Source organism: uncultured Parasphingopyxis sp., from assembly GCF_937129435.1.
Taxonomy (GTDB): Bacteria; Pseudomonadota; Alphaproteobacteria; order Sphingomonadales; family Sphingomonadaceae; genus Parasphingopyxis.
In genome coordinates this window covers 16,236-28,059 of record NZ_CAKZNF010000009.1, presented here as the reverse complement: position 1 = coordinate 28,059, position 11,824 = coordinate 16,236, and the positions used below count along the sequence as shown (strand labels likewise).

At 61.5% G+C, this 11,824-nt stretch carries 11 protein-coding genes; 7 read left to right on the top strand and 4 right to left on the bottom strand.

Annotation, left to right across the window (positions count from 1 at the left end; translation table 11 throughout):
- Nucleotides 1–101 precede the first annotated feature (101 nt).
- The 4 genes from Q0139_RS02225 to Q0139_RS02210 all read left to right on the top strand — a co-directional run bounded on the left by Q0139_RS02225 (nucleotide 102) and on the right by Q0139_RS02210 (nucleotide 4,362).
- Entirely contained in the window at nucleotides 102–947 is an 846-nt protein-coding gene (locus Q0139_RS02225) for a MoxR family ATPase (protein WP_298016652.1), read from the top strand.
- Between the two features lie 18 nt (nucleotides 948–965).
- Nucleotides 966–2,081, top strand: a complete 1,116-nt coding sequence (locus Q0139_RS02220) for a hypothetical protein (RefSeq protein WP_298016650.1) — start codon at nucleotides 966–968, stop codon at nucleotides 2,079–2,081.
- A 63-nt stretch (nucleotides 2,082–2,144) separates the two neighbouring features.
- Nucleotides 2,145–2,969, top strand: a complete 825-nt coding sequence (locus Q0139_RS02215) for a DUF817 domain-containing protein (protein WP_350141296.1) — start codon at nucleotides 2,145–2,147, stop codon at nucleotides 2,967–2,969.
- 211 nt (nucleotides 2,970–3,180) lie between these two features.
- Nucleotides 3,181–4,362: a VWA domain-containing protein gene (locus tag Q0139_RS02210; RefSeq protein WP_298016648.1), complete on the top strand. Its 1,182-nt coding sequence runs from the start codon at nucleotides 3,181–3,183 to the stop codon at nucleotides 4,360–4,362.
- Here the strand turns inward: Q0139_RS02210 and Q0139_RS02205 are convergent.
- The 3 genes from Q0139_RS02205 to Q0139_RS02195 are packed head-to-tail and all read right to left on the bottom strand — an operon-like array spanning nucleotide 4,359 to nucleotide 7,529.
- Nucleotides 4,359–5,891 carry a sulfotransferase gene (locus Q0139_RS02205; RefSeq protein WP_367180715.1) on the bottom strand — a complete coding sequence of 511 codons (1,533 nt, stop codon included), beginning with the start codon at nucleotides 5,889–5,891 and terminating at the stop codon, nucleotides 4,359–4,361. The two genes, Q0139_RS02210 and Q0139_RS02205, sit on opposite strands and share 4 nt — an antisense overlap.
- Nucleotides 5,827–7,032, bottom strand: coding sequence for a DUF1343 domain-containing protein (locus Q0139_RS02200; RefSeq protein ID WP_298016644.1), 1,206 nt, complete (start codon nucleotides 7,030–7,032; stop codon nucleotides 5,827–5,829). The genes Q0139_RS02205 and Q0139_RS02200 overlap by 65 nt, the downstream gene beginning before the upstream one ends.
- The gene (locus tag Q0139_RS02195) at nucleotides 7,029–7,529 is read right to left on the bottom strand and encodes a hypothetical protein (protein WP_298016642.1); all 501 of its coding nucleotides are present in this window, start codon (nucleotides 7,527–7,529) and stop codon (nucleotides 7,029–7,031) included. Before Q0139_RS02195 ends, Q0139_RS02200 begins: the two co-directional genes overlap by 4 nt.
- A gap of 182 nt (nucleotides 7,530–7,711) precedes the next feature.
- On the opposite strand from Q0139_RS02195, the gene tyrS reads away from it, so the two are divergent.
- Nucleotides 7,712–8,938 (top strand): tyrosine--tRNA ligase, encoded by a 1,227-nt coding sequence (tyrS, locus tag Q0139_RS02190; RefSeq protein ID WP_298016639.1) that lies wholly within the window; start codon nucleotides 7,712–7,714, stop codon nucleotides 8,936–8,938.
- Nucleotides 8,939–9,079: 141 nt separating this feature from the next.
- Nucleotides 9,080–9,415, top strand: coding sequence for a PilZ domain-containing protein (locus tag Q0139_RS02185; RefSeq protein WP_298016636.1), 336 nt, complete (start codon nucleotides 9,080–9,082; stop codon nucleotides 9,413–9,415).
- Between the two features lie 11 nt (nucleotides 9,416–9,426).
- Here the strand turns inward: Q0139_RS02185 and recG are convergent, their stop codons facing one another.
- Complete coding sequence (gene recG / locus Q0139_RS02180) at nucleotides 9,427–11,487, bottom strand: ATP-dependent DNA helicase RecG (protein WP_298016633.1); 2,061 nt, start codon at nucleotides 11,485–11,487, stop codon at nucleotides 9,427–9,429.
- Between the two features lie 67 nt (nucleotides 11,488–11,554).
- Between recG and Q0139_RS02175 the strand changes: the two genes are divergently transcribed.
- On the top strand, nucleotides 11,555–11,821 hold the full coding sequence (locus Q0139_RS02175; RefSeq protein WP_298016630.1) for a succinate dehydrogenase assembly factor 2: 267 nt from the start codon (nucleotides 11,555–11,557) through the stop codon (nucleotides 11,819–11,821).
- Nucleotides 11,822–11,824 lie beyond the last annotated feature (3 nt).

Genomic DNA, 11,824 nt, shown 5'->3' with positions numbered 1-11,824 from the left:
TGACGGTTTTCTGCTGTTGCGTGCCTTCCCTCTTCCCCCTATCCGTCTCGATTGACGTAAACGGAAAGAGCAAAAGAGCCGTTCGACAGAAAGGATCCCAAGTGCGCTTTGAAGGAACCAAGGACTATATCGCGACCGAAGACCTGCGCGTCGCCGTCAACGCGGCCGCGACGCTGCGCCGCCCGCTTCTCGTCAAGGGTGAGCCCGGCACCGGCAAGACCGTCCTCGCGCATGAAGTCGCCAAGGCGATGGGCGCGCCGCTGATCGAGTGGAACATCAAGTCGACCACCAAGGCGCAGCAGGGGCTTTACGAGTACGACGCGGTCGCGCGCCTGCGCGACGGGCAGCTCGGCGATGAGCGCGTCCACGACATTTCGAACTACATCAAGCGCGGCAAGCTCTGGGAAGCGTTTACCTCGCCCGAACTCCCCGTTCTGTTGATCGACGAGATCGACAAGGCCGACATCGAATTCCCGAACGACCTGTTGCAGGAACTCGATCGGATGCGCTTCTACGTCTACGAGACCAAGGAGGAGATCGAGGCCAAGGAGCGCCCGATCGTCGTCATCACCTCGAACAACGAGAAGGAGCTGCCCGACGCGTTCCTCCGCCGCTGTTTCTTCCATTATATCAAATTCCCCGATCGCGAGACGATGCAGGAGATCATCGACGTCCACTTCCCCGGCATCCAGAAGATGCTCGTCAACAAGGCGATGGACATCTTCTACGAAGTCCGCGACGTCCCCGGCCTCAAGAAGAAGCCGAGCACCAGCGAACTGCTCGACTGGCTCAAGCTCCTCCTGCACGAAGACATGCCCCTCGAAACGCTGAACGAGCGCGATCCGAAAAAACTCATCCCGCCGCTCCACGGCGCGCTGCTCAAGAACGAGCAGGACGTGATGCTGTTCGAACGGCTGGCGTTTATGAGCCGGCGGCAGGGGCAGTAGCAAAAAGGGGCAGCCGGAATGACGAGCTCGGTCAATCATTGGGTTCAAGTGGGAGCCTTTCTTCTTGGTATTTTGCTTTTACCAGCTATCGCCCAGGCTCAGGATTATCAGATCGTATCGCCTAGCTGGGTCGACCCGGTCGATGGGCCGCCCCGCCCAAGGCTTGCCGAGATCGCCGTCCCCGAATCTGCGGGAATCTTGCAGCTAAGCCGGGTTGGTGAATTCAGCGCTGACACCGGCACGGACAATTACGCCCAATATGGCAGCGAGAGCGGCGACACAGTCGGTACGATTTACATATATCGCACCGGTCTCTCCGATCCCGGGATCGTCGCATTGGCAACCCTGCAAATTATCGAAGGGCTTTATGGAGAACCCGTACAGACCCGCAATGAAACGACGCAGCTGGACGACATACCAGATGCGGCGCGGATGACGGTTTACGAGAATGCCTCCGTTCGCGGGGCGACCGCGTCGACCGCGGCAGGCTTCGCTCGGGCGGGGCTATGGATGATCAAAGTGCGCGTCACGGGACCGCAATCGCGCAGGGACGACATTGTCGGTGCAGCCTATGCATTGCTTAGGGGTATCGAGTTGCCGGAAGGAATACCTATCCAGCCAACATCCATTTACGATCCGGCGCCCTGCCCTACCATCGTAACGCCACCTGCCGCCCTCGTGCCGGGTTCTGGATTGGAAGGCGCACTGGTCAGCAGCACCCTTGTGGCCGGACGGTCGGACTCGGATATCGAAGATGATGGCAACCTTTTTTTGCGAAGGCCGCTCGAAAACCCATGCATAGTTGACGGCGATGTAAACGAGGACGGAATCTGGCTGGTTCTGGGTGATGCGGCGCGAAACGGTGAACCGCAGATCGTCTTGTTTGGCGACAGTGGCCACGGAATGGAGGTACTTCCGCGCATTGACGAGCTAGAATCCCGTCCTTTCATTGCACTCTATCGTGGAGATCAGGCTTGGATCTTCGGACCTTTCGACGGTGTGCCTAATATTGAACAGATGCGCTCGCTTGGCGGCGAAGGCTCAATGGAATGGGCAGGGTCGCCGGTAGCGGAGGTGGCCGTGGGTAGTGAAGGTAATTCCGAGATTAGGATATTCTCAGACACCCCAGATTAGTCTCGCGCTGAGTTCCCGAGCTTGAGCAGCGCGCCAACCCGTTTCGCGCAAATTCGCGCAAATTTGGAACGTCTCGAATTTCGCCATCCGTGGCAGCGCACGCTGTACGAATTTCTGCTCTTCGGTTTCAAACAGGCCTGGGCCTGCCTGTTCGGCGGGCTGATGCTGGCGCTTCTGGTGGGCACGCACGTTTTCTATCCAGATGATGCCGCCCTCGCCCGATACGATTTCCTGACGCTGGCTGCACTTTCTATCCAAGTCGCGATGCTCGTTCTTTGCCTCGAAACATGGGCCGAGGCCAAGGTCATCCTTGTCTTTCACATCGTCGGTACGATCATGGAGCTGTTCAAGACGGCGAATGGCAGCTGGATCTATCCCGAACCGAGCCTGATCAGAATTGGCGATGTGCCGCTCTTATCAGGGTTCATGTATGCCGCCGTCGGTTCCTACATCGCACGCATCTGGCGGATTTTCGACATGCACCTGACCGGCGCCCCGCCGCTTTGGGCCGCCGGCGTTCTCGCGGCGGCGATCTACGTCAATTTTTTCGCGCATCACTGGCTGCCCGATATCCGCTGGGCGCTCTTCGCCGCCACCGCCCTCCTCTTCTGGCACACGCGCATCTGGTTCACGCCATGGAAGACGCCGCGCTGGATGCCGCTGCTCGTCGGTTGGCTGCTCGTGGCGCTGTTCATCTGGTTCGCTGAGAATCTCGGCACCTTCGCGCGCGCCTGGACCTATCCCGACCAATCGGCGGGCTGGCAGATGGTGGGTCTCGCCAAGCTCGGCAGCTGGTATCTGCTGATGATCATCAGCTTCGTGCTGGTCTGGTCGGGCAATCGAACCGAGCAAAGCGCCCCCCGCCAAATCAACAACACAGCGCCGTAGCGCAGCGTCCAGACCGCCCCGGATTCTTGCAATCGCAGGTATATCCTCTCGATATGTCGCCGTATGTCCATACTTTCCTACCAGCGCCGCATCTGTCATAGTTCACGCTAACGGAAAGCAAGGCCGGAGCTTCTAACCCCGTAGGGTGTCAAGCGACTGTCAAGCGACTGTCAACCTGACCGGCTGGCGGCGCAAAAATATGGGATAGCCAATGTTCTTTTCCTTCGTCGACGAACTCCGCGAGGCGGGCATTCAGGCCAGCATGAAGGAACATCTCACGCTGCTCGACGCGCTCGACAAGGACGTGATCGAGCGCAGCCCGCAGGATTTCTATTATCTCGCCCGCGCGACCTTCGTGAAGGATGAGGGGCTGCTCGACCGGTTCGACCAGGTGTTCGCCAAGGTCTTCAAGGGCATCGAGACGAGCTATGGCACCGAAGAGGCCGAAATTCCCGAGGAATGGCTGCGCGCCGTCGCCGAGAAATATCTCACCGAGGAGGAAATGGCCGAGATCGAGAAGCTCGGGTCCTGGGACGAGATCATGGACACGCTCAAGAAGCGGCTCGAGGAGCAGAAGGAGCGACACGAGGGCGGCAACAAGTGGATCGGCACTGGCGGCACCTCGCCCTACGGCCATTCGGGCTATAACCCCGAAGGCGTTCGCATCGGCGGCGAGAGCAAGCACAAGAAAGCCGTGAAGGTCTGGGAGAAGCGCGAATTCCGCAATCTCGATTCGACCAAGGAGCTGGGCACGCGCAACATCAAGGTCGCGCTGCGCCGGCTGCGCAAATTCGCGCGCGACGGGGCGCAGGACGAGCTCGACATCAAGTCGACGATCGACGGCACGGCGAAGAAGGGCTGGCTCGACATCCATATGCGCGCCGAACGCCGCAATGCGATCAAGGTGCTGCTGTGTCTCGACATCGGCGGGTCGATGGATCCGCATGTGAAGGTCTGCGAGGAACTGTTTTCGGCGGCATCGAGCGAGTTCAAGAATCTGGAATTCTTCTACTTCCACAACTGTCCCTATGAGGGCCTGTGGAAGGATAATCGGCGGCGGTTTTCAGAGCGGACGCCCACCTGGGACGTGCTCCACAAATTCGGCCACGACTATAAGCTGATCTTCGTCGGCGATGCATCGATGAGCCCGTACGAGATCACCCATCCCGGCGGCTCGGTCGAACATTTCAACGAGGAAGCGGGCGCGGTGTGGATGCAGCGGCTGACCAACACCTACCCCGCCGCCGCGTGGCTCAACCCGGTTCCCGAACAGCAATGGGGCTATTCGCAGAGCACAAAGGTGATCCGCGAATTGATGAACGACCGCATGTACCCGCTGACGCTAGGTGGCCTGGACGATGCGATGCGGGAGCTGACGCGGAAGCAGGGTTAGTTCGGCTTGTCGAACGCCTCGATAAGGGGGGCGATATGGCTCTCATAGTTGCGCCAGCGCCCCGATGATTTCTTGTAGAGCGGCTGGCGCACCTGCCAGGCGCTGAGCGTTCGCACCGTTCCCTCGCCCTTGTGCGGCTCGAGACACGCTTCCTCGAAATCGAGGCCGGCGAAGTCGAGGAGGCGGCGGATATGCGGCTCGGGATCGGAAACGAGCGCGTCGTAATCGAGCCCGAGAATGTCGTCGGGCCAGAGGCTCTGCCAATGCGCCATCAGCCGCCGGTATTCGCGGTAGAAATGGACGATGTCATCCAGGTCCCGCGCATAGGGCGCGCTGGCACCGAGGTGGGCGAAGTAGATCGACAGGCCGTTGTCGATCGGATCGCGCAGCGTATCGACGATTTTCGCGCCGGGGAAGACGTGTTTGATGAGACCGATATGCCGGAAATTGGCAGGGCGTTTGTCGGTGACGATATCGCTTCCGGGAAATCGCTTTTCGAGTTCTGCGAGATAGGCGGCGCGCAGTTCGGCAAGTTTCGGCCGGCCAGCTGTCGCGGCATCCTCGGGATAGCGATCGAACGCCGCGATCAATTCTGTGGGTACGAGATCGAGTTCGCCTCCCATGGTTACCCGGCTGTGTCGCGACAGGATCTGCTCGGCAAGCGTCGAGCCCGAACGGTACATGCCGCAGATAAAGAGCGGCTTCTCCTCGCCTCCCGGCGTATCCGGCGTATCCGGCGTATCGAAGGCGGCGATAAGGCGATCGGTATGGGCGCTCTCGGCGGCGCGATTATAGGCGAAGCTGTTGACCGTTTTCACCTGCGCACTTGCCTGGTTGGCGGCGCGGTAGGCGGCGAAGGCGGCGTCGTAGTCGCCCAACCGGTCGAGAATCTGACCGAGTGCGAAACCCAGATCGGCGCGGTCGTCGGCGGTGCTTGAGGGGGCGCCGATCCGCGCCTCGATCCTTTTGACCAATGTGTCATCGGCGCTCTCGATATCCGAAAGCACCGCCAACCGCGTCAGCACCAATGCATCGCCCGGCTCTATTTCCAGCGCCTTGGCATATGCCTCCCGCGCCGCTTCGCGATCACCGCGATCTTCGTGCAGCCCGCCAAGGTTGAGCAGCGCCGGGAAATAGCGCGGAGCGATAGCCAGCGCCTTTCCCAGCTCCTCCTTTGCTTCGTCGGGGCGAGAGAGATCGCCGGTCAGAACCACCGCCCGATTGAGATGCACCTCCTGCGGGTCGGCGACGCCGCGATCGAGCGCCTGCGCATAGGAGGCGAGCGCTTCTTCAAACCGGTGCAGCCGGCGTTGCGCGTAGCCGAGATTGTACCACATGTCAGGCAGATCCGGCTTTTGCGAAAGCAGCGCTTCCAATTCTGTCGCCGCCTCCGCGAAACGCCCGGCGTTGAGATGCGCCATGGCGCGGTCGGCGAGATCGGCGATGCTCTCGGTCATGGCGCGGTCAGTAGAGGAGGTGCGGCGCTCGCTCAACGCGCCATGCCTCTTCGTCGGCGTGCGCCATGGCATCCAGATCGCCCGGTTCGGCTCCCGCATCGTCCACCCATTCGCGCAGCGCGGGTCCGCCATTGATAACGTCGATCGCTAGCATGTCATTGGTATATTCGTATTTGAAATCGGTGCCGCGCCAAATCGAATAGTCCGGATACAGTTTTCGGATCGCCTTGAAAGCCAGTGCCTGGAGCCGCCACGGCTTGAACGCCTTGTGATCGTATCCCGCCCCTTCGGCATGGATATGGACGCCATGGCACAGTTCGCCGACATGTTTGTGAAAGGTCGGTTGGAACCAGATTTCGCGCAAGGTGCAGCCTGCGAGCCAGTCCGGCGCGAGGCGCTCCATCTTCGCCAGCACGGCGCGGGCATTGATACCGGGGGCGCCGAAGATTTCGAGCGGCCGCGTCGTTCCCCGGCCCTCGCTCAGCGTCGCGCCTTCGAGCATCACCGTCCCGGCATAGGCGCGCGCCATGTTGAGGTTCGCGGCGTTGGGGCTCGGATTGATCCAGATGCGCTCGTCGAGCGGCCAACCGAAACCGGACGAATCATCGGGGCGCCAGCCTTCCATCTCGATCACCCGATAATCGACGTCAAGGTTGAAATGGTCGACAAACCAGTAACCGAGTTCGCCCATCGTCATCCCGTGCCGCATCGGCATCGGTCCGGCGCCAACGAAACTTTCCCAGCCTTGGCGTAGCGTCAGCCCTTCGACAGGCCGGCCCGCCGGATTGGGCCGGTCGAGCACCCAAACCGCCTTGCCGCTCCCGGCGGCGGCTTCGACCATATAAAGCAGCGTCGTGATGAAGGTGTAGATTCGGCAACCCAGGTCCTGCAGGTCGATCAGCACGGTATCGAAGGTATGCATAGACTGGCCGGTCGGCCGCCGCACCTCGCCGTAAAGGCTGAACACCGGGATGCCATAGACCGGATCGGTCGCATCCTCGGTCTCGACCATATTGTCCTGCTTGTCGCCCTTGATCCCGTGCTGCGGGCCGAAGGCGGCGGTGACGTTGACGCCCGCCGCGATCAGCGCGTCGAGGCTGTGGGTCAGGTCTTCCGTCACCGAGGCCGGATGGGCCAGCAAGGCAACGCGTCGACCCTCCAGCGGCTTACGCAGCTCAGGGTCGGCGAGAAGATGATCGATACCGAATTTCATGCGGCACCCGGTGGCGTCAATTCGGCAGCAAAGCAATCGGCATGATGGAATTCGGGATCGCCAGGCGGATGATGGTAGCCCCAATAGGTTTTGTTGCCGTCCGTATCGACAATAATCGCCGAGATCGCGGCGCGAATGATCTGATATATGCGATCGGGCGGCAACGTCAGATCGACTTCAAGCGCAAAGAAACTGTCCCCGGCGTCAAGCTCGATCTGCGGCGGTTCAGGGAGATTCAGATCGCGGGCGCCTTCGCGGAAATCGTTGAACGCGTATGCCGCCCATTGGCTCGATGGTGAAAAGTTATACTCGTCATAGGGCACAGCCCCGGGTTCGCGCAGGAACAGTTCGAAACAGGTCGCTTGCCAGAGATTGTCGCACCGTTCGCGATTTGCGGGATCGGGCAGAGTCAGGTTGTCGACCGGGCAATCGACGACATAGCGCAGCCAGAGCGTGTCGCGCTCCTTCCATTCGTGCTGAACTTCGATACCCTTCACGATTTCGCTGGGCGTCGTGGGATGGGGTGAGAGATTAAACCGCATAGAACCCGATTACCCTGAGCTTGTCGAAGGGTTGCACTTACTGTTTCGACCTAGAAGATAGGACGGCCCTTCGACAAGCTCAGGGCGATCGGTAATGGTAGCGATGCAGGTTTCCCCATGCTAACCGCCCGCGCATCATGAGCGATTTCCAATCCGATCTCCTGCGCCTCCTGGAGGAACGCGGCCACATCCACCAGCTTACGGACGCCGGGGCGCTGGACGCATTGGCCACAAAGGAGACGATTACGGGTTATGTCGGCTTCGATCCGACGGCGCCCTCGCTCCATGTCGGCAACCTTGCCTCGATCATGCTTCTCCGCCGCGTTCAGCAGGCCGGCCATCGGCCGATCGTCATCATGGGTGGCGGCACGGCAAAGGTGGGTGATCCCTCGGGCAAGGACGATGTCCGCAAGCTACTGACCGACGAGGTGCTCAAAGCCAATATCGCCTCGATTCACGACAGCTTTGCCCGCATTCTTCGCTTCAACGACAGCAAGACCGGGGCCATTCTCATCAACAATGACGAGTGGCTGTCGGAGCTCAGCTATATCGATCTCCTCCGCGATGTCGGGAAGCATTTCACGATCAACCGGATGCTGACCTTCGATTCGGTCAAGCTCCGCCTCGACCGCGAACAGCCGCTGACCTTCCTCGAATTCAATTACATGATCCTGCAGGCCTACGACTTTCTGAAACTTTCGCGCGATTACGGCTGCAAGCTGCAGCTCGGCGGCAGCGATCAATGGGGCAATATCGTCAACGGCATCGAGCTTGCCCGCCGGATCGACGGCGCAGAGCTTTACGGCGTCACCGCGCCGCTGATCACGACGGCGGACGGGAAGAAGATGGGCAAGTCGGTCTCGGGCGCCGTGTGGCTCAACGAGGAGCAACTGCCCGCCTATGACTTCTGGCAATATTGGCGAAACACCGACGATCGCGATGTTGGCCGCTTTCTGCGGCTGTTTACCGATATGCCACTGGACGAGGTGCGCCGGCTCGAAGCGCTCGAGGGCGCCGAAATCAATGACGCCAAGGTGCGTCTGGCGAACGAAGTCACCGCCATGTGCCGCGGCGAACAGGCCGCGCGCGATGCGGAGGCCACGGCGCGCGAAACCTTCGAACAGGGCGGAACAGGCGATGACCTGCCGACGCTTGCGGTGGCAGGCGAAATCGGCGTGCTGGACGCGATGGTCGAACTCGGGCTCGTGGCTTCAAAGGGCGAAGCACGGCGGCTGATCCGCGGCGGCGGCGCGCGCATAGACGGCGAGAAGGTCGGAGATGAAAACGCTACGGTTTCTGCGGGAAATGAGCCCGTTCGCCTTTCCGCAGGCAAGAAAAAACATGGTGTAATCGTTTCGGCGTAAAACCGCTCTCCGCCGCGAAATTCCGGGCCGGAACGGCGTGAACGGCCATGCTCAATACGGTGTTAACGCCGCCGTTTTCCAACCGCTTAAGTGTGGTTGTGCATGATGATGCTCCAAGAGTCGCATATTGGAGTTTTCGCCATGGGAGCACAGCCCCTCGCCCAGCACATTTTCGACGTCGAAAAGCGTCGTGCCGAACGCGATGCCGTTTCGATCAAGGCGGAACTGCACGAGCCGAATGAAGAAGCGCATGAAGTCCTGATCGGCAATCTCTCGCCTTTCGGCTTCATGGCGATCTCTCCCGTAGGTTATCGCGAAGGCACGCTGGTCCGCCTGCAACTGCCAATGATCGGCGAAGTGAACGCCCGCATCGTCTGGTCGCTCAGCGATCGGATCGGCGCCGAGTTCATCCGGCCTTTCGACGTGCGCGGCTATCGCGAATTGCTCGACGCCGCGCCGCGCCGGGCCAACGGTTAGCGCGCCGCAGATTAGCCGGATCGCAGGAGAGGCACCGCCGCATCGCGCTTGAACAGATAAAGGGCGGTGCGGGCAGCCTGTCCGCGTTCGCTTTCGAGCCCCCCTTCGCGCTCGATCAGCAGCCGTGCATCGTCCGTTGCCATCGGCGCGAGATCGGCGACCTGTTCGGGCGTCGCGATCCGGAAGCCGACGTCACCCGATTGCCGCGTGCCAAGGATTTCGCCGGCGCCGCGTAGCCGGAGATCCTCCTCCGCAATCCGGAAGCCGTCATTGGTTTCGCGGAGCAAAGCGAGCCGGGCCCTTGCCGTCTCGCTCAGCGCATCTCCGCGCAACAAAAGGCACACCGACCGCTGATCGCCGCGACCGACCCTGCCCCGCAGCTGATGGAGCTGCGCCAGTCCGAACCGATCGGCCCCCTCGACGATCATCAAAGTCGCATTGGGAACATCGACGCCAACCTCGATCACCGTCGTCGCTACAAGGACCGCCAGCTCGCCCGACTGGAAACGTGCCATGATGGCGTCCTTCTCCTCGCCCTTCAACCGGCCATGGACGAGACCGACCCGCTCCTGGCCGAAGCGCGCCTGAAGCACCTTCGCCCGATCCTCGGCCGCCGCCTGGTCGACCTTCTCGCTTTCCTCGACCAGCGGACAGACCCAATAGGCCTGCCCCCCGCCCGAGACATGGCGACCGAGCGCGTCGACGATCTCGTCGAGCCGGTTCGCATTCATCACCCGCGTTTCGATCGGCTGGCGCCCCGGCGGCATCTCGTCGAGCCGCGACACGTCCATCTCGCCATAATGGGTGAGCGTCAGCGTGCGCGGAATCGGCGTTGCGGTCATCACCAGAAGATGCGGCGGCCGTTCTGCCTTTTCCGCGAGCATCATCCGCTGGGCGACACCGAAGCGATGCTGTTCGTCAATCACGGCCAGGCCAAGATTGCGGTATTTCACCGCCTCCTGAAAGATGGCGTGCGTACCGATCAGGATGTCGATCGACCCGTCGGCGAGCCCCATCAGCGTCGCTTCGCGCGCCTTGCCCTTGTCGCGGCCCGTGAGAATTGCGACCTCGACCGGCAAGCCCCGCAGCATTTCGCGCACGCTTTCATAATGCTGGCGCGCGAGGATCTCGGTCGGCGCAAGAAGCGCTCCCTGCGCCCCTGCTTCGACCGCGATCAGCAACGCCATCACTGCGACCAGCGTCTTGCCCGCGCCGACATCGCCCTGAAGGAGCCGCAGCATCGGCCGATCCTGTGCCATGTCGTCTGACACTTCCTGAACCGAACGCCGCTGCGCGCCGGTCGGCGTATAGGGAAGGTCGAGACTGTCGCGCAGCCGCCCGTCGCCGATCAGCGGCGTGCCGCGCCGCCGCCGAGAGGCCGCGCGCACGAGGCTCAGCGCCAGCTGGTTGGCGAAGATTTCATCATAGGCAAGCCGTCGCTGCACGGCCTCGTTCGCCGGTTCGCGGTGGACCGTCTCGAGCGCCGCCTTCCATGCCGGCCAGCCTTCCCGCGTGAGAACGCTCGGTTCGATCCATTCGGAGAGGTCGGGCACCCGCTCCTCGGCCTGTTCGATCAGCTGCCGCAGCCGGTTGTTCGTCAGTCCCTCGGCGAGCGGATAGACCGGCTCGCGCTTCGGGATCGTGTCCAGCTCCTCTGGCGGCAGGACGATCTCGGGATGGACGATCTGCAATTCCTGCCCGTAAAGATCGAGCCGCCCCGACACGGCCTTGGGCTCACCCAGCGGCAGTTGCTTTTTCGCCCAGCCCGGATTGTTGAAATAGACGAGGCTGACATAGTTGCCGTCCTTGTCGGTCGCGTGCACCTTCATGGGGCTGCGCGGGCCTGACTGACGATAATCGACCGGCGTCACCACTGTCGCGATCGTTCCGCCCGCATCCTCCATATCGAGCGTTTCGACGCGTTTGCGGTCGATCCAGCCGGTCGGCAGGTGGAACAGCAGGTCGCCCACCGTTTCGATCTTCAGCCGCGCCAAAGGCTTGGCAAGCTTGCTGCCCACGCCTTTCAGCGTCTGCACCTCGGCGAAGAGCGGATTGAGAATGTCGGGCCGCATGGCTACATGGATAGCCGTTCGCCGACAGGCCTCAAAGCGCCTGCCGGCCTTTTGTTGTGGAGCCGGCATGGATCGCGAGACCCGATTGAAACGATTGAAGTTCCGCGCCTGGCACCGCGGCACCAAGGAAGCCGACCTGCTGATCGGTGGCTATTACGACCATTATGCCGCCGGATGGAGCGAGGAAGAGATCGCCTGGTTCGAATCGCTGCTCGATCTCGACGATGTGCACATCATGGCCTGGGCGATGCAGACCGAGCCGGTGCCCGATAGATTTGCTGGCGACATGATGGAGCGGATGCAGCGGCTGGATTTCGTGCCGGTGTCGAAGTGACGC